Raw genomic sequence first — 20,426 nt, 5'->3', positions numbered from 1 at the left:
TCCCTCAGCGCAGCTTGGGGTCGAGGGCGTCACGCACGGCGTCACCCAGCATCAGGAAGGACAGGATGGTGATGCCGAGCAGCAGCGACGGGTAGAGCAGCAGGAACGACGCGGTGCGGATCTGGCCGCCCGCCCTGTTGATGTCGCCGCCCCACGAGATCGCGGGCTCGGTGAGGCCGATGCCGAGGAACGACAGCACGGCCTCGGCGGTGATGTACCCGCCCAGGGCGATCATGGCCACGACGATCACCGGGGCCGCGGCGTTGGGCAGCACGTGGCGCAGCAGGATGCGCCAGGTGCCCGCGCCGAGCGAGCGGGCGGCGACCACGTAGTCGGACTGCTTGATGGAGATCACCGAGCCGCGCATGACCCTCGCGATGGTCGTCCAGCCGAGGAACGCCAGCGCCAGGATCACCGTCAACTCGGTCCTGGTGTCGAACGAGACCAGCACCACCATGGCGCCCAGCAGGAACGGGATGCCGAGGAAGATGTCGATGACCCGGGAGAGCAGCGCGTCGATCCAGCCGCCGAAGTACCCGGCGAGCATGCCCACCAGGCTGCCGAAGACCAGGACGAGGGCGGTGACCGAGATGCCGATGACGATCGAGGCGCGGGTGCCGTAGATCATCCGCGCGTAGATGCTCTGCCCCTGCTGGTTGTAGCCCAGCCACTCGGGCGAGAAGAAGTGGGTCAGCTCGGGCTCGCGCAGGAAGTTGTTGGCGAGGTCGGCCTCGCGCGGGCTCACCGAGGTGAACCAGCCGGGGAACGCGGCCATCACCAGCAGGATCGCGATCACGAAGGCCGGGATGACGAACGTCGGCTTGCGCCGCAGGTCGCGCCAGGCGTCCGACCACAGGCTGCGGGCCCTGCCGGGCGCGGGCCCCGACTCGACGACGGCCACGGCCGCGGGGGCGCCGGCGGTGGGCACGGCTTCCTTGTCCAGAGCGTCAGGCATAGCGAATCCTCGGGTCCAGGACCGCGTAGAGCAGGTCGACGATGAGGGCCACGACGAGATAGACGACGATCACAAAGCTGACGACGCCGACGACGGTGGCGCCCTCCCGCTCGTTCAGGGCGCTGTAGACCAGCCGCCCGATGCCGTGGATGTTGAAGATGCCCTCGGTGACGATGGCGCCCGTCATCAGCTCGCCCAGGTTGACGCCGAGGAAGGTGACCACCGGGATGAGGGAGTTGCGCAGCAGGTGCACCCGCACCGCGCGGGTCCGCGTGAGGCCCTTGGCCTTGGCGGTGCGCATGTAGTCGGCGCGCCGGTTCTCGACGATGGAGCTGCGGGTCAGGCGCGCGACATAGGCGAGGGAGAGCGACGCCAGCGCCAGGGCTGGCAGCAGCAGGTCCCCCCAGTTCTCCGAGTCCTGGACCACGGGGGTGATCCAGCCCCACTGCTGGCCAGGGTAGGTCTGGTACAGGTAGCCGATCACGAAGACGGGCAGCGAGATCAGCAGCAGGGTGACGAAGAGGATGGCCGTGTCGGTCTTCCGCCCGGCGCGGAGGCCGGCGACCAGGCCGAGGCCGATGCCCACCACCACGATGATCGAGAAGGCCATCACGGTGAGGCGCAGCGTGGCGGGGAGCGCGTCGCCGATGACCTCGGTGACCTCGCGTCTGCTGCGGATCTGGGTGCCGAAGTCGCCCTGGAGCAGCCCGAGGAGGTAGTCCCAGTACTGCTTCAGGATGTGGTCGTTGAGGCCGAGTTCTTCCCTCATCGCCGCCATCTGGGCCTGGTCGGGGGCGCGTTCGCCCCACAGGGCCCTGATCGGGTCACCGGGCAGGGCGTACATCATCATGAAGATGATGAACGTGGAGCCGATGAACACCGGGATCATCTGGAGCAGTCGCCGCGCGACATAGCGCCCCATTTTTCCTCCATGTCATGTGGACGGGGCCGACAGGCCGTTCCGGTCGATGGAACGGCCCGTCGGCCCCCCTTTCACTGCTTACTCGCGGCCAGCCGTGTTACTCGCTGACCGTGACGTCGGTCAGGATCGGCTGACCGGCGCTGTTGAAGGCCACATTGTCCACATTGGGGCCCCAGCCGCCGTTGACGGCGTTGAACCACAGCGGGATGCTCGGCATCTCCTGGAAGAGCAGCTGCTCCGCCTCCTGGTAGGCGGCCACGGTGGCGTCCAGGTCGGCGGCCGCGTCGCCCTCGGCGAACAGCGCGTCCACCTCGGGGGAGTCGAACTGACCGTAGTTGCTGTGCGCGTAGGAGGCGTACAGCTCCTTCAGGAAGTTCACGTTGAGCGGGTAGTCGGCGAACCAGCCACCGCGGTACATGCTCTGGACCTCGCCGGCCTCACGGGCCTCCAGGTCGGTGGCGAAGTCGACCAGCGGGTCGCCGACGCACTCGATGTCCAGGACCTCGATCACGCTGTTGCAGACGGCCTCGACCCACTCCTGGTGGTCGGCGTCGGCGTTGTACTGGATGACCAGGCGGTCGTTGGGAACGCCGCCGCCCTCCTCGACCAGCCGCCGCGCCTCTTCGGGGTTGAAGTCCGTGATGGTGCCGTCGGCGTTCTCCTGGTACCCGTAGACGCCGGGGGGCAGGAAGCTGTCGGCCGGGAAGCGGGAGCCGTTGAGCACGGTCTGGGTGATGGTCTCCCGGTCGATGGCCATCGAGACGCCCTGGAGCACCTGGGCGGGGTTGTCGGTGGCGTCCCACTCGTACCAGACCGGGGTGATGGTCTGGATGCCGTTGTACGGCTGGGCGACCGAGCGGTCCTCGCCGAGGTCCTGGCGGTAGAGCGGCAGGTCGCGCGGGGCGACCTGGCGGATGATGTCCAGGTTCCCGGACTGGAGGTCGGTGTAGGCGGTCTCCAGGCTGTCGTACGCCTGGATCCGGATGCCGCCGTTCTGCGCGGCGTTGTCGCCCTGGTAGTCCTCGTAGCGGGCCAGCTCGATGGACTCCTCGTGCTCCCACGAGACGAACTCGTAGGGGCCGTTGCCGACCGGGGCCTCGCCGAACGCCTCGGGGTCTTCGTAGAACGACTCGGGCAGCGGCGTGAACGCGTCGTAGCCGAGCTTGTAGTCGTAGTACGAGACCGGCGTCGTCAGCTCGATCGTGAAGGTGAGGTCGTCGACCACCTGGAGGCCGGACATCGTCTCGGCGGTGGGCTCCGCGCCCTCCTCCTCGGGGTGCACGTCCTCGTAGCCGACGATGTCGGCGAACCAGAAGGCGTTGTTCTGCTCGTTCTGGATGTTGGCGGCCCAGTTCCACGCGTTGACGTAGCTCTCGGCGGTGACCGGAGTGCCGTCGTGGAAGGTCCAGCCGTCCTTGAGGGCGACGGTCCAGACGGAGTTGTCCTCGTTGGGCTCGACGGACTCGGCGGCGACCGTGAAGGTCGAGCCGTCGTCGTTGAAGTCGACGAGCTTGGAGAACACGTTCTGGATCACCAGAGCGCCGAACTGCTCGTTCGTGTTCGTCGGGATCAGCGCGTTCTGCGGTTCGCCGCCGTCGATCCTGACGATGCCCTCGCCGCTGCCTTCGCTTGCGTCGTTGTCACCACCGTCGTCGCCATCGTCGCCGCCACAGGCGGACGCGGCCAGAGCCACGGCTATCGCCCCGGCGACCCACTTGGCGCTGCGAGCACCACGCATGGGCTTTGCCTCCTTGGGAGTCCACTTCGAATGCACAGGGAACCCCGGACCGCGGAGGTCTACCCGCGTCCGGTTCGCAATGCCCACAACTATTGGGCATAAACCTGCGGTGAACCACCGATGCGCTATTTCATTTTGATGAAGATGAGGAGAGCAGAAGGTACATATGGGACAAGTCCCAGATGAACACTCTCCGGTATCCGGACTGATGTGACGTATCTCAAGCACCTTGGTCCGCATATCGAACGGCACCTCGAACTAACGGCCGAAAGGACCCTTGACAAGACCGGGCCGAAAGGTGCGAACCAGACAGAAGCCGCGCAGCGGGGCGTTACTGGCGCTTCGCTCGGGCCGCGGCGCGCGCCCGCTCCCGCTGGTCGAGGGCCACCTTGCGAATGCGAACCTCCGAGGGGGTCACCTCGACACACTCGTCCTCGCGACAGAACTCCAGCGACTGCTCGAGCGAGAGCCTGCGCGGGGGCACCAGGTTCTCGGTGGCGTCCGAGGCGGCGGCCCGCATGTTGGTGAGCTTCTTCTCCTTGGTGATGTTGACGTCCATGTCGTCGGAGCGGGAGTTCTCGCCGACGATCATGCCCTCGTACACCTCGGTGCCCGGCTCGACGAAGATCGTGCCGCGCTCCTGGAGGTTGAGCATGGCATACGGCGTCGCCACCCCGGCGCGGTCGGCGACGAGCGAGCCGCTCTTGCGGGTCCGCAGCTCGCCCGCCCACGGCTCGTGCCGCTCGAAGATGCTGTGCGCGATGCCCGTGCCGCGCGTCTCGGTCAGGAACTCGGTGCGGAAGCCGATCAGTCCGCGGCTCGGCACCAGGAACTCCATGCGCACCCAGCCCGAGCCGTGGTTGGTCATGGTCTCCATGCGGCCCTTGCGCCCGGCCATGAGCTGCGTGATCGCGCCCAGGTGCTCCTCGGGGGCGTCGATCGTCATGCGCTCGACCGGCTCGTGCACCGAGCCGTCCACGATCCGCGTGACCACCTCGGGCTTGCCGACGGTCAGCTCGAAGCCCTCCCTGCGCATCGTCTCGACGAGGATGGCGAGCGCCAGCTCGCCCCGGCCCTGCACCTCCCACGCGTCGGGGCGCTCGGTCGGCAGGACGCGCAGCGAGACGTTGCCCACGAGCTCGCGGTCGAGGCGGTCCTTGACCAGGCGGGCGGTGACCTTGTGGCTCTTGCCGCCGCGGCCCACCAGCGGCGAGGTGTTGGTGCCGATGGTCATGGAGATGGCGGGCTCGTCCACGGTGATCAGCGGGAGCGCCACCGGGCTCTCGGGGTCGGCCAGGGTCTCGCCGATCATGATGTCCGGGATCCCGGCCACCGCGCAGATGTCGCCTGGCCCCGCCACCTCGGCGGGCTTGCGGGTGAGCGCCTCGGTCATCAGCAGCTCGGTGATCCGGACGTTCTGCGCCGAGCCGTCGCGCCGCAGCCACGCGACCGTCTGGCCCTTGCGGAGGCTGCCCTGGCGGATGCGGCACAGCGCGATCCGGCCAAGGAAGTTGTCGGCGTCGAGGTTGGTGACATGGGCCTGGAGCGGGGCGTCCTCGTCGTAGACGGGCGCGGGGACCGTTTCCAGGAGCGTGGTGAAGAACGGCTCAAGGCTGTCGCTGTCGTCGGGGACCGTGCCGTCGGCGGGCTGGGTCAGCGAGGCGATGCCGTCACGCGCACACGCGTAGACGATGGGGAACTCGATCTGCTCCTCGTCCGCGTCCAGGTCGAGGAAGAGGTCGTAGGTCTCGTCGAGGACGGCGGAGATGCGGGCGTCGGAGCGGTCGGTCTTGTTGACGCACAGGATGACGGGCAGCCGGGCCTGGAGGGCCTTGCGCAGCACGAAACGCGTCTGGGGCAGGGGCCCTTCCGATGCGTCCACCAGGAGCACCACCGCGTCCACCATGGACAGGCCGCGCTCGACCTCACCGCCGAAGTCGGCGTGGCCAGGGGTGTCGATGATGTTGATGACCACGGGCGAGGCGGCGCCCTTGGGGTGGTACCGCACGGCGGTGTTCTTCGCGAGGATGGTGATGCCCTTCTCGCGCTCCAGGTCGCCGGTGTCCATCACCCGGTCGTCCACGTGCTGGTGGGCCGCGAAGGCGCCCGCCTGCTTGAGCATGGCGTCGACCAGGGTCGTCTTGCCGTGGTCGACATGGGCGACGATGGCGACATTGCGGATGTCGTGGCGGGTAGGCATGGCTGGAGCGGTTCTCCCGAGATCGCTGCGGAAAGGGCTCGGCAGGGACGCCCGCCCGGCGAGGGTCGCACCCCCACGGGACCACGCCATGGCACCGGCCCCACCCATGGTACGGCGCCGCCGCCACCGCCCGGGCCGAGAGCCCCGCATCGCCCGAACCAGTGGCGACGGTCACAACCCGAGCAGTTCCCTGCGCGAGGGCGACATCGTCCCAAGGTGTTCGAACAGCATCAGGGCGAAGTTGTGCTGTGGCCGGACATAGGAGCGGCAGTAGTAGGCGAGGATGCCGATCCTGCTGTCGTCGGCGGACGTGTTGCGCCCGGTGCCGTGCCACACCCTGGCGTCGAGGAGCAGCGCGGTGCCCGCGGGGCCCGTGGCGGGGACCAGGTGGGCGTCGGGCGGGGGCTCGGTGGCGAGGTGGCTGCCCGGCGCGACGAGGGTGGCGCCGTTCTCCTCGGTGAAGTCGTCGAGCATCCAGATGGCGTGGGCGGCGAGCGCGTGGGGCCAGGGGCGTTCGGCCCAGTCCTGGTCGAAGTGCGGGGTCATGGCCCCGGTGCCCGGGTGGGTGATGTTGGCGCTCAGGTTGGACAGCAGGGGGCCGGGGCCGAGGATCGAGGCGACCAGGCCGAGCGCGACGGGGTGTTCGGCGAGCCGCAGGAAGCCCTCGCCCTGGGCGTAGAGCGCCCACACGCGCTGGCTGGCCACGCCGTCGACGCGGTCGGCGGGCGGCGGGTCCCGCAGGGCGGCCGAGAGCACCGACCCGCGCAGCTCGGAGAGCTCGGGCTCGGACAGGGCGCCGGTCAGCCGGGCGACGCCATGGGCGGCCAGGTGCTCCCTCGCCTCGTCGGGGTCGTCGGTGAGCGGGGGCAGGGTGGTGGGCTGCGCGGGCTGTGTCGGCTGTGTCGGCTGTGTCGGCTGTGTCGGCTGTGTCGGCTGCATGGGTAGGGGGCTCCTCACGGTGCGTCGGAACGGTGGGTGCGCGGGGCGTCGGCGCCGAGCCAGCCGCGGGCCACGTGGCCGAGCAGCTTGAGGCTGGCGCTCTCGGCCTGGTGGCCCGTGCCGACCAGGCGGTTGTGCTGCATGTGCAGCAGGCTGAGCAGCGCGGCGTCGCGCTCGGCGCCGGGGAGCGGGGGCCGCACCGCGAGGCCGAGCAGCTCGCCCATCGCCCTGGGCCCCGGGGCCTCGCGCCACGCGGCGGCGAGTCCCCTGACGGCGAGCGCGGCCTCCAGGCGCGCGGCGGTCTCGCCAGGGCGGATCAGCTCACGGGCGGCGGCCAGCGCGGCGGGGGCCACCTCGCCGTTCACGCTGCGTTCGAAGCGGGCCGCCGCCCAGCGCGGCCAGTCCCAGGGGCCAAGGGCGTCAAGCAGCACGGCGTAGTCGGCGGCGATCAGGGCGTCGGCGGTCAGCCGGGACCTGGGGCGGCGCAGGGCCCGCAGCCCGGCGAGCGCGAGCTGGCTGTCCAGGCAGAAGATCTCCTCGGCGGGCCCGATGCCCGCGGGGCCTCCGTAACGCGCCTGCTCGGGCTCATAGCGCGCGACGGCGTGGTCGCGGATGACGCCCTGGTCGGCCAGGTCGAGCAGCCCCGCGGTGAGCCGCGGCCACACCTCGTGGCGCAGCGCGCCGGGGGCCGCCCGCAGCCGCAGCCGCACATGCTCGACGGGGTCGGCGTAGCGCAGGAAGAACCAGCCGTCCGCGTGCTCGCCGACCGAGCGGACCAGGTCGGCCAGCGGGCCCACGATCAGCGCGTCCTGGCTGTCGCGGACCGCGTAGACCTTGACATAGGCCCACGCGTCGGCGGGAGCCCTGGCGCTTCGCCGCGGCGGCACCGTGCGCCGGGCGGGGGGCGCGGCGGGCGCCATGGGCACGACGATCTCGTGGCTGCGCCCTTCGAGCCAGCCGTGGGCGTCGCCGTCGGCGCGCGGGTCCTCGTGGACGCGCTCCCCGCCCTCGGCCATCTCCTTGCGCAGCAGCGCGCGGTGGAGGGGAACGGCGAGGTCGACGCCGTAGTAGCGGTCCTCCCTGCCGATGACCACGCGCCGGGGCAGCCCGGCGCCCTCGCGCCAGCGGTCGAACGCGCCTGGCCCCTCGTCCTCGGCGGGCGGCGGCGCCTCGGGCAGCCAGCTGCGCGGCGAGAGCACGCTGCGGCCGAGCCTGACGCGGGGCAGGAAGGGCAGCTCGCCCAGCTCGGTGCCCCACTTCCACGGGCCCCAGATCTCGGCGGGGTCGGTGAACCTCAACTCGGCGAGCAGCCGCGCCGCGTTGGGGGCGAACGCCGAGGCGTCGAGCATGTGCGGCAGCACCGGGCGGAGGTACTGGCCCGTCCGCTCCCACACCGCGCGCAGCACGCCGTCCTCGGCGACCACGAGCACGTCGCGCCAGTCGATGTGGCCAGGGGCGCCGGGGTCCGCGTGGAGCCCGAAGGGGATGCGGTGCGGGAGCAGCGGCGGGGTGCGCAGGACGTTGCCGACGCGGCCCCGGCTCTGCGGGAAGAGCAGCTGGGCGGGCAGCACGCCGTCGTCGGGCGCGGCGAGCGCCTCGCCGAGCTCGGCGGCGTTGCCCAGGGTGGCGGCGAAGCGCCCCGACATCGCGCCCGCGGTCTGCGCGCCGGTGACCGGGGTGGCGAACAGGAGGAAGTCACCGGCGTCGACGGCGGCGCGGCTCGGGGCGTGGAGCTGGAAGCACACGTCGAGCGTTCCCACGCTGTCGCCGGGGGCGGCGGTGGCGAGCTCGTCGATGTCGGCGGGGCCGAGCACGACCTCGCCCGATGGGTCGGTCAGGCCGCGGTGGAGCAGCCGGGCCAGGCGCCGGGTGCGCCGCTGGTCGGCGTCGCCGCCGGGCGCGGCCTGGGCGGCTACGCCCCCGGCGAACCGCTCGGCGCGCGGCACGTTGTAGCTGTCGGGGAAGCCGAGGCCGCGGTGCGGGTCGATGAGGTCGGGCAGGGGCACGGGCGCGTCGACGCCGTAGCGGCCCTCGAACTCCTCGCGGTAGCGGCGCATATGGGCGTAGGAGCCGTCCCTGGGGAACACCCGCCACAGCGCGGTGGCGAGCGCCTGCGCCTCCTCGCGGACGGAGGGCGGCAGCTCGACGCGGCCCCTGAAGCGCAGGTCGACCTGCGGGGTGGCGGGCTTCACTCCCGGGGCCAGGCGTTCGGCCTCGGCGACCACGGCGTGCCACGCGTCCGCGCCGTCGCCGGGGGCGGTGGCCTCGTACTCCCGGATGAGCGTGGCGAGTTGACCCGGTACGCCGTCCGCGCGGGCGGCCGGGGTGACATCGAGGTGACGCAGGCCCTCGGGCGTGGTGAGGACGTCGTGGCGGAGCAGGTCGAGGAGATAGCGGTCGAGCGCCGCCTCGGAGGGGCCCGGGGCGCCGGTCGGTCCCGGGGCGTCGGCGAGCAGCTTGGCGAGCAGGTCCGCGTAGCGGATCGGGCGGGCCGCGGTGTCCCGCACCCGCAGCAGCAGCGGGGTGGCGCGCAGGGTCAACGCCTGGCGGGACACCGGGTCGTTCGCGTCGTCCGTCTTGCGGGCGCGCGGGAAGTGCAGGTGCTCGCCGCGCCGGTTGACGAGGTCGGTGAACGCGACGTCGAGGGCGCGGCGGGCTTCGGGGTCTTCGAGGCGGCGCAGCGCGAGCACGTCGGCGAACGCGGCGTCGAGCCTGACGACCCGGTCGGCGGCGCCGTCGACCGTGGAGGCGGCCCGCTCTCCGAAGCGCGCGGGGACGACGCCCGCCTGGAGCCCGAACGGGCTGGGGCGCCCCGAGATCCGCAGCGCGTACCGGGCGACCGCGCTCACGACCCTGCGCAGCTTCTTGCGGCCGATGTCGTCCCCGGCGCGTATCCGCAGGATCGAGCCGTGCAACGACGGGCTGGAGACGGCGATGGCCTCGCGGAAGACGGCGTTGCCCGTGGCGCGGACCACCCAGTCGGTCATGTCGGCGACGCACGGGCCGCCGGGGTGGGGGCAGGACAGCGGCTCGGTGTGCGGGCCTTCGGGGCCGAGGGCGGCCAGGCGGAGATGGACGGGGCCGACGGCCGTGAAGCTGGCGGCCGGGGGCGTCGGGTCGTTCAACTGCTTCCCCTCTGCGTGGCTCAAGGGCGTCTCAAGGGCGTCGGGCGTCTCAAGGGCGTCGGGCGTCTCAAGGGAGTTCGGTCAGGCGACCAGGAGGGCCGCGTCCCAGGCGACCGGCGGCTCTCCGCTCGCGTAGGCGTGCAGGGCGAGGGCGAGGCCCGTGGCGCCGGTGAGGAATCCGGGGGTGGTCCAGCCGTGGCGCGGGGCCGCCGTCTCGCGGAACGTGGTGATCCGCAGCGCCTCGGGGTCGGCGAGGCCGGTGACGAGGCGGCGGGCGATGTCCTCGGTGGCGTGGTGGACGCGGTCGGCCTCGGCGGAGTCGCGGAAGAAGCGCAGCAGGTGCAGCAGCCCCGACCAGCCGTGGCACAGCGACCAGTGGTCGATGGCCCAGTGCTCCATGGGGACCTTGAGGAACGAGCCGACCGACTCCGTGGCGAGCGCGGTCCAGCCGGGCTCGCCGAACGCCTCCCCCGCGAGCTGGAGGGCGCGCGCGATGCCGGGCGCGCCGTAGCACCACGAGGGCCGCGCGCGCCCCATCGCCCGGCGCACGCCCGCCCACTCGTCGAGCGAGACGGCGTTGGGCCAGTGGACGCCGAACTCGTCCTCGCGCGCGAGCCGTTCGAGCAGGGCGACCAGGGTCCTGACGGCGCGCTCATGGCCTGGCACGGCGACGCCGCGGGCGTGGGCGAGCGAGAGCAGCGCAAGCGGTCCCGCGATGCCGTGCGAGAGGCCGGTGTTGAGGTGGCCGTACTTCCGCGTGGAGTACGGGTTCTCCGAGCGGAGGTTGGGCGGGTGGGTCGCCCAGAGCGCGGGCACGGTCTCCCCGTGGTAGCGCAGGGAGCGGGTCAGGGAGACCAGCGCGCCCAGCACCCGCTCAAGCGTGGGCAGGTGCTCGGGGGCGCGGCCGAGGAGATGGCGCCCCGCGCCGGTGAGGCCGCCGATCACGTCATAGCGGTGAAACGGGCCGAGAGGGTTCTCCTCGATGTCGCGGCAGCGTTCTTCGACGACCTCGATCAGCGCCTGATCCACGGTGGCGAGCGCCTTTCCATAGCCCCCGCCGACCGAGGCAGCGGCGTCGAGGGCGAACGCAAGGCCCGCCGTTTCCAGATAGAGCCCAGGATTTCGCGGGTAGACGCGGGAAACGGCCGCGGCCGCGCGCTGGAGATACGCGTGGGCGACCGTTCTGCTCTCGATTCCCTCCGCCGCACGCGCGGTGAAGAGAAGGGATATGCCGGAGAAGCCGTCGGCGAAGGACAGCACGTCCCCCGGGTCGTCGACAAGCGTGTCGAGAACGTCGGGCGACCGCAGCGTCCCGGCGACGCGATCCGCGACGTCCCGTGCCTTACGGGCGAATCCGGCCTCTCGGTGGGCCGTCGTCACCGCCATCGCTCTGCCCTCCCCCTCTTCTCCCCTGACCTGGGCCGACGGGGGACACGCGCGCGGTGGACGGCCCACGCGCGTGTCCCCCGCACCGAACGTGTCCGCTAGCTGAGCGTCAGCAACACGGCGGGTTGCAGGTGCCCCTGGTCAGCTGGAGGGACGTGCAGCCATAGGTGGTCGTGGGGACTCCGCTGCACCCGTAGGAGGTGCGCAGGACGGCCGGAGCCGCCTCGGACACCCATCGGATATCGAGGTCGAGCTCGTCCTGGGTCTCGACTTCTTCGGATTCAAGGATCAGCTTGGTGGCCACCGTACTTCTTCTCCTTGTGAGAGGGGATGCGGCAAAAGGAAGCTAACCGCGCGCCTCACACAGTGTCAACGCCAGGAAGTGGAGGGGAGATACAGCGGCAATACAGCGGGGAGACAAGGTGAATACAGGGAGGGCGCGATTCTCTTGACTCAGCTCCGGTGGCCGATGTCCTGATAGCGCGGGGTCTCCATGCCGAACGCGCCCACGCCCGCGAGGGAGTCGTTCGTGGCGACCAGCTGCGGGCGCTGGTAGAGGGGGATGGATCCCGCGGCGGCCCACAGGCGGGAGTCGGCGCGGTTGAGCAGCTTGTCGTGCTCCTTCTCGTCGAGCTCGGCCGCCGCCTGGTTGAGCAGCTGGTCGATGTAGTCGGTGCCGACCCGCGTGTAGTTCTGCTCGATCAGCAGGTCGCCGCCGGGGACGGCGCGCGGCTTGGCGTACAGCGGCGCCGCGTCGGTCGCGGGGAACGCGGTGGCGGGCCAGGAGAACAGCGCCAGGTCGAAGTTGCCCGCGACGACGTGGTCGTCGAAGTACGTCTGCCGCTCGACCTCCGCGATCCCGGCCGTGATGCCGACCTCGCGCAGCATGTCCGCGATGGCGCGGGCCACTTCGCGCAGCGGCTCGCCCGGCTTGCCCTCGGGCACGACGAACCGCAGCTCGAGCGGCTTGCCGTCCTTGGCGCGCACGGGGACGGGCGCCGCGGGCCGCTCCCCCGCCGCCTTGACGTCGCTCAGCCGCCAGCCCGCGTCGTCGAGCGCGGCCGTCGCGGCGTCCGTGCCGGTCTTGCCGAGCGCGTCGCTGTTGTCCTGGTACCCGGCCTGGCCGATGACCCGCAGGTGGCTGCCGAGCGGCTTGACGGGCAGCCCCGCGGGCTCGTGCACGAGCCCGGCCAGCTTCTCGCGGTCGAGTGCGCGGGCGATGGCCCAGCGGACGCGTTCGTCGTCGAGCGCGGGCGACGAGCCGTTGAGCGCGAGCTGCGTGTACCCGGCGTCGTACGCGCGGTGGACGGTGAAGCCCTTGAGCTTGGCGAGCACGGCCTCCTCGCGGGTGGCGAAGGCGCGTTCACGGGCGCGTTCGGTCTCGGCGTACGCGCGGGCGTAGCGTTCGGTGGCCGCGCGCTCCTCGGAACGCACCAGGCGCGCCGTGGCCAGGTCGTGCAACGCGTCGCCGGTGAGCTGGCTGCCGCCGGGGGCGTCGCCCTTGGCGTCGTCGCTCTGCTTCTCCTCCTCGCGCTCCTCCTCGCGCTCCTCCTCGCGCTCCTCCTCGCGCGGCCGTTCGCCGTTCGCGCCGTCGTGGGCCGAGGCGATGCGGTCGGCGTCGGCGGGGCCGATCTCGGCGATGTCGAGGCGCCCGTCGAGGAGCGCGGCGCGGCGCTGGCCGCGCGGGACCGCGGTGAAGACGAGCTCGTCGAGGAGGGCGGGGTCGCCCCACCAGGCGTCGTTGCGGACCAGGGTGACGGACTTCTTGTCGCCGTCCACCTTCTTGAGCTCGAACGGGCCGCCCGAGACCGGGAGTTCGGTGCGGGCGCCATCGTTGAACCGGTCCGGGTCATCGGTGACCGAGCGCGGGTAGAGCGGGCTGAAGAGGGACTTCCAGTCGGCGTAGGGGCGGGCGAAGGTGACCGTGACCTGGTCCGCCTCGGGGCCCTTGGCGACGCTCTCGACGGCGTTGTAGCCGGAGTTGCGGGCGGACCAGTAGGCGTTGTCCTCGCCGTTGAGCGCCTTCCACTGGGCGGTGAAGTCGGCGGCGCCGATCTTCTTGCCGTCGCTCCACTTGGCCTCGGGGTTGAGGGTGTAGACGACGGTCTGCTTGGGCTCGCGCCCGGTGATCTCGGCGGAGCGCAGATAGTCGCCGTTGAGCCGTGGGCGGCCATGGGCGTCGATGGTGAACAGCGTGGGCAGCACGGCGCCCGCGATCTGGTCGGTGGTGCGGTCGGCCTCGAACTGGAAGGCGTTGAGCGTCGCGGGCATCTGGTCGACGCCCCACGTGGCGCTGCCGCCGCTCTCCAGCTGGGCGCGCCCGACGCTGGCCACAGACTGGAGGGTGCCGCCTCCCGTGCCCCCACCGCCGCCATCCGTGGTGCAGCCCGGCGTCGTGGAGAGGAGGAGTGCGCCCGCGACCAGCGCCGTCGCGCGGTGGACGGAACGGGGCGGGGCATGGACCCGGCCGGGTCCCGCTGGCGCGCCTGACATCTGTTACCTCCGGCCTGACCGGTCCTCACCGGTGTGTTGATCACACGTGCGCTGATCACACGTATGCGCCTCACTGAAGGCGAGGCCGGGCGCGCGAGGGCGACGACACGGCGTGCGGCCCGGGCGAGGCCACCCGTCCGGGCCAGCGCGCGACCCCGGACGGGGGCGCGGCGGACCGGGCCGGAACCCGCCGCCCTCTTCACAACCGCGTGTGCCTCACGTCACACTCGATCGTCCGGTGATCCCCCACCAACGGAGGTGGCAAGCGGTGTCACTGCACGACGAGCTGCGCTCTGCCCAGCGCTGCGTGGACGACCTGGCCCGCTGTGTCGCCCGCATCGAGCGGGAGCTGGGGCGCGGCCCGGAGACGCGAAGGGTCCGCAGCGACACGGAACACCTGAGGGAGAGCCTGGCCCTGCTCGCCGCCACCGCGCCCAAGGACCGGGCCCCCCATGTACCCCCCGCGCGGGCCGAGTTGATGCGGGTGCCCGAGGCGCCCTACGACGAGCGGCTGTGGGCGGGCGCCGACGACGAGGGCGTGGGCACCCGGCGCGGCCCGTAGCGGCGACGGCGCCCCCCGGCGACGCGCGCGGCCCGAACGTTCCCCACCCCGGAGAGACTTGTGGCAACCGAAGCTGAACCCAGGACCGAGCCCACCGGGCGGGCCGCCATCGCGCGGCGCCATCTCCGCCTGGACCGGTGGTGGTTGGCCCCGGCCGCGACCGCCGTCGGCCTGCTGGCCTTCGTGGTATACGCGACGTGGCGGGCGTTCGCCAACGCCGACTACTACGCGGCGCCCTATGTGTCGCCGTTCTACTCGCCCTGCCTCGCGGAGAACTGCGCGGACATGCGCGGCGGCCCCAACTGGCCGCTGTTCGGCGACTGGTGGAGCCTGTCGCCCGCGCTGATCTTCCTCGCGCTGCCCCTGGGCTTCCGCCTCACGTGCTACTACTACCGCAAGGCGTACTACCGGAGCTTCTGGGCCTCGCCCCCCGCGTGCGCCGTGGCCGAGCCGCACAAGGCGTACTCGGGCGAGACGCGTTTCCCGCTGATCCTCAACAACAGCCACCGCTACTTCTTCTACGCGGCGGCCGTGGTCGCCCTGATCCTCACCTATGACACCGTGCTCACCTTCAGGGACTCCGACTACGCGTGGGGGCACATGGGGCTCGGCACGCTGCTGTTCACGGTCAACATCGTGCTGGTGTGGGCGTACACGCTCTCCTGCCACTCCTGCCGGCACATCATGGGCGGCAAGCTCAAGAGCTTCTCCAAGCATCCGGTCCGCTATCGCGCGTGGACCCTGGTGAGCCGCCTCAACGGCCACCACATGGGGCTCGCCTGGGCGTCGCTCGCGTCGCTCGCGCTGTCGGACCTCTATGTGTACCTGCTGGCCACCGACGCGTTCACCGACCCGCGGCTGTTCTGAGACGACGGCGCCCCCCCGGCGGACGCAAGGAGGAGATGTGAGCACTGTGGAACGCCAGTCGTGGGACGTCGTGGTCGTGGGAGCCGGCGGCGCCGGGCTCCGCGCGGCCATCGAGGCCCGCGAGCGGGGACTGCGCACGGCCGTCGTGTGCAAGTCCCTGTTCGGCAAGGCCCATACGGTGATGGCCGAGGGCGGCATCGCGGCGGCGATGGGCAATGTGAACGCGGGAGACGGCTGGCAGGTCCACTTCAGGGACACGCTGCGCGGTGGCAAGTTCCTCAACCACCCGCGCATGGCCGAGCTGCACGCCAGGGAGGCGCCCGACCGCGTGTGGGAGCTGGAGGCGTGGGGCGCGCTGTTCGACCGGACCAAGGACGGGCGGATCTCCCAGCGGAACTTCGGCGGCCACGAGTACCCCAGGCTCGCGCACGTCGGCGACCGCACGGGCCTGGAGCTGATCCGCACGCTCCAGCAGCGCGTGGTGGCGTTGCAGCAGGAGGACTTCCGCGAGAGCGGCGACCACGAGGCGCGCCTGAAGGTCTTCCAGGAGTGCACGGTCACCCGGGTGCTCAAGGAGGACGCCGCGGACCCGGGCAGCCGGGTGGCCGGGGTGTTCTGCTACGAGCGCGAGTCGGGCCGCTTCTTCGCGATCGACGCGCCCTCGGTGGTGCTGGCCACGGGCGGCATCGGCAAGTCGTTCAAGGTGACCTCCAACTCCTGGGAGTACACGGGCGACGGGCACGCGCTCGCGCTGCTCGCCGGTGCGCCGCTGGTGAACATGGAGTTCGTGCAGTTCCACCCGACGGGCATGGTCTGGCCGCCCTCGGTGAAGGGCATCCTGGTCACCGAGTCGGTGCGGGGCGACGGCGGCGTGCTGCGCAACAGCGAGGGCCGCCGTTTCATGTTCGACTACATCCCCGAGGTGTTCAGGGAGCAGTACGCCAAGGACGAGGCCGAGGCCGACCGCTGGTACACCGACCCCGACAACAACCGCCGCCCGCCCGAGCTGCTGCCCCGCGACGAGGTGGCCCGCGCGATCAACGCCGAGGTCAAGGCCGGGCGCGGCAGCCCGCACGGCGGGGTGTTCCTCGACGTGTCGACGCGGCTGCCCGCGGCCGAGATCGAACGCCGACTGCCGTCCATGCACCACCAGTTCAAGCAGCTCGCGGACGTGGACATCACCAGGGAACCCATGGAGGTGGGTCCCACGTGCCACTACGTCATGGGCGGCGTCGATGTGGAGCCCGACACGGCCGCGGCCACCGGGGTGCCTGGGCTGTTCGCCGCGGGCGAGGTGGCGGGCGGCATGCACGGCTCCAACAGGCTCGGCGGCAACTCCCTCTCCGACCTGCTGGTCTTCGGCCGCCGCGCCGGGCTCCACGCGGCCGAGCTGGCCGCCGCGCTCACCGGGGGCGAGCGGCCGCTCGCGGACGAGGCGCAGCTGGCCGCGGCGGAGGCCGAGGCGGTCAGGCCGTTCGCGCCGCCCGCCGACGAGGGCGCCGACGCCGCACCAGAGAACCCCTACGCCATCCACCAGGAGCTCCAGCAGGCGATGAACGACCTGGTGGGCATCATCCGCAGGGAGCCGGAGATGACCGAGGCGCTGACCCGGCTCGCCGCGCTGCGCCGCCGCGCCGAGCGCGCCGTGGTGGAGGGGCACCGGCAGTACAACCCCGGCTGGCACCTCGCCCTCGACCTGCGGAACATGCTGCTGGTCAGCGAGTGCGTGGCGCGCGCGGCCCGCGAGCGGACCGAGTCGCGCGGCGGGCACACGAGGGAAGACCACCCGGGCATGGACCGCGCGTGGCGGCGGGTCAACCTGCTGTGCCGCCTCGACGACTCCCAGGGCGCCGACGGCGGTCTCGTGCGGCTCGAACGCCGCGCCCTCCCGGCGATCAGGCCCGATCTGCTCGACCTGTTCGACGACGACGAGCTGGCCAAGTACCTGACGGAAGAGGAAGTGAAGAACCGGTGACGGACACGAGCACCAGCTACGACGCGCACCTGCGGGTGTGGCGGGGGGACGCCGGGTCAGGGGGGCTCACGGACTTCACGGTCGAGGTCAACGAGGGCGAGGTGATCCTGGACGTCATCCACAGGCTCCAGGCCACCCAGGCGCCCGACCTGGCCGTGCGCTGGAACTGCAAGGCGGGCAAGTGCGGTTCGTGCAGCGCGGAGATCGACGGCAGGCCGCGGCTGATGTGCATGACGCGGATGTCGCTGTTCGCGCGGGACGCCACGATCACGATCACGCCGCTGCGCACGTTCCCCGTGGTGCGTGACCTGGTGACCGATGTCGAGTTCAACTACACCAAGGCCAGGGAGATCCCGGCGTTCGTCCCGCCCGAGGGCGTCGCGCCCGGCGAGTACCGGATGCGGCAGGAGGACGTGGAGCGGTCCCAGGAGTTTCGCAAGTGCATCGAGTGCTTCCTGTGCCAGGACGTCTGCCACGTGGTGCGCGACCACGAGGAGAACAAGCAGGCGTTCGCCGGTCCGCGCTTCCTGATGCGGATGGCCGAGCTCGACATGCACCCGCTCGACGACGCGCGGGCGCAGGGCCTCGACCGCAGGCGCGCGGTCACCGAGGACCACGGCCTGGGGTACTGCAACATCACCAAGTGCTGCACCGAGGTGTGCCCCGAGTCGATCAAGATCACCGACAACGCCCTGATCCCGATGAAGGAACGCGCGGCCGACCGCTCCTACGACCCCCTCGTCTGGCTCGGCAACAAGATCAGGCGCCGCCGAGAGTAGCCCTGGCCCGGGCGGGCTTCGACGCCTCAACGGTGCGGCACCGGATGGGGCGAGCGGATCGCCGCTCGCGCGGCGGGGGGCGGGCGCCCCCACCTCCCCCACCTCCCCCACCTCCCCGGACTCCCCGGACTCCGTCCGGGACCAGGGCCGGGCCCCGGCTGTTGCGGCCGTGGCGGCATCAGCCGTGCGGCACCGGATGGGGTGCCTCAGGCCCTCCGGGCCTGGGCGGGCCCGCGAACGGTCCGGTACGGGGTGCCCGCCCGGGCGGCGTCCCGGGGGCGGGGCGCGGGGCGAAAGGGCCCAGCCGTGGCCCGCGGCCCACGGGGCGCGCCGCCGCGGCGGGGCGGAGCGCGAACCGGCCGGTGGGGAGAGCGCTGCCCGGACGAAGTCCGGAGAACGCGCAGGCCCGAAAAGGGCCGCCCCGAACCGCAACCTGCGAGGCGCGCCACGGCGGCAAGCCGGAACGCGGACCGGCCGCTGGGGGCGCACGCGGGGCAACGTCCGTGCTCGCGGCGGCGCGGGGGCACCGGACGAAGTCCAAAGAGCGCGCGGGCCCGACGGCGGGCCCTGCCCGTGGGCATCGGCCCGTACCGCCGCTGCGGGTGCGCCGAGGTGCGGGAAGGCGCGGATCGGGCCGTGGGGCGGGCTGGGACGGCGGCCGCGGGAGGGCGTCGTCAGCCGTCGGAAACAGCCGTCGGAGACAGCCGTCGGAAACGGATGTCGGAAACGGATGTCGGAAACGGATGTCGGAGACAAAAGTCGCGGGGGATTTCGGCGTCGCCTACCGTCAGAGACAGAGCTCTGTCCCCGGCGAAGGGTTGAGCGATGCGGGACGCACACGACGCCGGGCCGGTCGCCGCGGCTGGCACGGACGGCTGGGTGGCACTGCTGCTGCCCCTGACACTCATGGGCGCCGCCGCCCTGGTGGCCCTCTACCTCCTGGTCCGCATGTTGCTGCCGCTGCCGACCCGTGGCGAGCGTGACCGCGGGCGCACGGCGGTGCGTGGCTGGGGCGGGCGCGCGACTCCGCGCGCCCTGCGTGGCGACGACACGCCCCCCGACGAGCTGGACACCAGGGCCAGAGGGCTGCTGATCCGGCTGGACGACGCGGTGCTGCGCAGGCTCGACGAGGTCGTCTTCGCGGGCGCCGCCGACGGGCAGCGCGCCACCGTGGAGGCCCGCGCCGAGGCCGACGCGACGCTCAGGCTGCGGCACCGGCTCGACGATCCGTCGATCGAGCGGAACGACGCCGAACGCCGAAGGCTGCTGCGGGAGATCATCGACCGCTGCTCGCGCGCCCTCGCGCGCCTTGAGGCCGAGCCGGGCCCCGCGGCGGGCACCGAGCCGCCGCCCGGGGTCACGCCGGGCGCGCTGGCGCGTGCGCGGGGGCGCGCGGATGAGCTGGCCACGCGGCTCAAGGCGGCGGACGCCGCGCTGCGCACGCTGGCCGAGCGCTACGCGCCCGAGGCGGTCGCGCCGGTGCGCGGCAACCCTGTCACGGGGCGCGAGCGCCTGACCGAGGCCAGGCGCCTGCTGGCCGAGGCGGGGCGCGACGAGGAGCGCGCGACCGAGGCGCTGCGGGCCGCCGAGGTGGCCATGGGCCGGGCCGAGGCCCTGGCCGACGGCGTGGCCAGGCGGGCCACCGAGCTGGCGCGGGCCGAGGCGGCGCTGGCCGAGGCGATGCGCGCGACCGAGGCCGATGTGGCGGACGCGCCCGCGCTGCCGACGTTGCGCACCCCCGTGGAACGCGCCAGGCGCGCGCTCGATGCGGTGCGCGCCGGTCAGGGGCGCAGGGACCCGTTCGGCGGGCTGCGCACGCTGGCCAGGGCGGGCACGTCGCTCGCGGGCGCGCTCGCCCCCGACCAGCCGCCGATGCGCGGCGATCGCAGGGCGCGCACGCTGCTGGACAACGCCCTGCTCACCGCGGGTGGCGAGCTGGCCGCGGCGCGCGACTACGTCGCGACCCACCGCGGCGAGGTCGGCAGCCCCGCGCGCACCCGGCTGGCCGAGGCCGGGCACCAGCTGGACCGCGCCTTGGGCGTGGCTCCGCACGACACCGACGCCGCGCTCCCCCACGCGTGGCGGGCCGACGCGCTGGCCAGGAGGGCGCGCGTGCTGGCCGCGCGCGACGCCGGTGCCGCCACCTGAGCCCTGTTCGGTGGGTGAGGCGCTGGCGTATGGTCTGGCATATGCAGTTGGGGGCAGAGGGGGGTGAGACATGAACGGTGGCCTTCAGCCCTGGCAGGTCGTCCGCGAGGACGAGAACGGCAGCCGGTACCGCATAGGGCACTGCGCCACGCGCGCCGAGGCGCAGCGGCTCATCCAGCGCCTGCGCTTGGGCCGTTCCCCGGAATCCACCGCGGGAGCGGCGCGCTATCTCGTGGAGCGCGTCGATCCGAGAAGGGCATCGACGGCCGGAGCCAGGCACAATCGGGTTTAGGGGTATTTCCCCCTCTTTGCCGGATTTTCCGGTGAAGCCACCCGA

General features: G+C 72.4%; 15 protein-coding genes. 6 read left to right on the top strand and 9 right to left on the bottom strand.

Going from position 1 to position 20,426, the window contains the following annotated elements:
* Positions 1-4 precede the first annotated feature (4 nt).
* The 9 genes from DEH69_RS21375 to DEH69_RS21335 form a co-directional block, all read right to left on the bottom strand.
* Positions 5-955, bottom strand: coding sequence for an ABC transporter permease (locus tag DEH69_RS21375; RefSeq protein WP_113688588.1), 951 nt, complete (start codon positions 953-955; stop codon positions 5-7).
* Positions 948-1,877, bottom strand: a complete 930-nt coding sequence (locus tag DEH69_RS21370; protein WP_113688587.1) for an ABC transporter permease — start codon at positions 1,875-1,877, stop codon at positions 948-950. Before DEH69_RS21370 ends, DEH69_RS21375 begins: the two co-directional genes overlap by 8 nt.
* Before the next feature lie 97 nt (positions 1,878-1,974).
* Positions 1,975-3,615 carry an ABC transporter substrate-binding protein gene (locus tag DEH69_RS21365; protein WP_113688586.1) on the bottom strand — a complete coding sequence of 547 codons (1,641 nt, stop codon included), beginning with the start codon at positions 3,613-3,615 and terminating at the stop codon, positions 1,975-1,977.
* Between the two features lie 331 nt (positions 3,616-3,946).
* The gene (gene typA, locus DEH69_RS21360) at positions 3,947-5,815 is read right to left on the bottom strand and encodes a translational GTPase TypA (RefSeq protein ID WP_113688585.1); all 1,869 of its coding nucleotides are present in this window, start codon (positions 5,813-5,815) and stop codon (positions 3,947-3,949) included.
* Between the two features lie 171 nt (positions 5,816-5,986).
* Positions 5,987-6,754: a phytanoyl-CoA dioxygenase family protein gene (locus DEH69_RS21355; RefSeq protein ID WP_147255749.1), complete on the bottom strand. Its 768-nt coding sequence runs from the start codon at positions 6,752-6,754 to the stop codon at positions 5,987-5,989.
* Between the two features lie 14 nt (positions 6,755-6,768).
* Positions 6,769-9,903 (bottom strand): lantibiotic dehydratase, encoded by a 3,135-nt coding sequence (locus DEH69_RS21350; protein ID WP_147255748.1) that lies wholly within the window; start codon positions 9,901-9,903, stop codon positions 6,769-6,771.
* A gap of 57 nt (positions 9,904-9,960) precedes the next feature.
* Positions 9,961-11,265 carry a lanthionine synthetase C family protein gene (locus tag DEH69_RS21345; protein ID WP_113688583.1) on the bottom strand — a complete coding sequence of 435 codons (1,305 nt, stop codon included), beginning with the start codon at positions 11,263-11,265 and terminating at the stop codon, positions 9,961-9,963.
* A 109-nt stretch (positions 11,266-11,374) separates the two neighbouring features.
* Positions 11,375-11,569: a hypothetical protein gene (locus tag DEH69_RS21340; protein ID WP_113688582.1), complete on the bottom strand. Its 195-nt coding sequence runs from the start codon at positions 11,567-11,569 to the stop codon at positions 11,375-11,377.
* A gap of 149 nt (positions 11,570-11,718) precedes the next feature.
* Positions 11,719-13,599, bottom strand: coding sequence for an ABC transporter family substrate-binding protein (locus DEH69_RS21335; RefSeq protein WP_258534850.1), 1,881 nt, complete (start codon positions 13,597-13,599; stop codon positions 11,719-11,721).
* 427 nt (positions 13,600-14,026) lie between these two features.
* Here DEH69_RS21335 and DEH69_RS21330 point away from each other — a divergent pair, with 427 nt between their 5' ends.
* From DEH69_RS21330 to DEH69_RS21305, 6 genes are all read left to right on the top strand, one after another.
* The gene (locus DEH69_RS21330; protein WP_113688580.1) at positions 14,027-14,320 is read left to right on the top strand and encodes a hypothetical protein; all 294 of its coding nucleotides are present in this window, start codon (positions 14,027-14,029) and stop codon (positions 14,318-14,320) included.
* 60 nt (positions 14,321-14,380) lie between these two features.
* The gene (locus DEH69_RS21325; RefSeq protein ID WP_113688579.1) at positions 14,381-15,187 is read left to right on the top strand and encodes a hypothetical protein; all 807 of its coding nucleotides are present in this window, start codon (positions 14,381-14,383) and stop codon (positions 15,185-15,187) included.
* A gap of 37 nt (positions 15,188-15,224) precedes the next feature.
* Positions 15,225-17,162, top strand: a complete 1,938-nt coding sequence (locus DEH69_RS21320; protein ID WP_113688578.1) for a fumarate reductase/succinate dehydrogenase flavoprotein subunit — start codon at positions 15,225-15,227, stop codon at positions 17,160-17,162.
* On the top strand, positions 17,159-17,941 hold the full coding sequence (locus DEH69_RS21315) for a succinate dehydrogenase/fumarate reductase iron-sulfur subunit (RefSeq protein WP_113688577.1): 783 nt from the start codon (positions 17,159-17,161) through the stop codon (positions 17,939-17,941). Before DEH69_RS21320 ends, DEH69_RS21315 begins: the two co-directional genes overlap by 4 nt.
* 825 nt (positions 17,942-18,766) lie before the next feature.
* On the top strand, positions 18,767-20,089 hold the full coding sequence (locus DEH69_RS21310; RefSeq protein WP_113688576.1) for a hypothetical protein: 1,323 nt from the start codon (positions 18,767-18,769) through the stop codon (positions 20,087-20,089).
* Positions 20,090-20,159: 70 nt separating this feature from the next.
* Positions 20,160-20,381 (top strand): SPOR domain-containing protein, encoded by a 222-nt coding sequence (locus DEH69_RS21305; RefSeq protein ID WP_113688575.1) that lies wholly within the window; start codon positions 20,160-20,162, stop codon positions 20,379-20,381.
* The last annotated feature ends 45 nt before the right edge of the window (positions 20,382-20,426 follow it).

Origin of the sequence: Streptomyces sp. PT12 (assembly GCF_003311645.1) — a bacterium.
Classification (GTDB): Bacteria; Actinomycetota; Actinomycetes; order Streptomycetales; family Streptomycetaceae; genus Streptomyces.
This window is presented reverse-complemented; position numbering and strand designations above follow the sequence as displayed.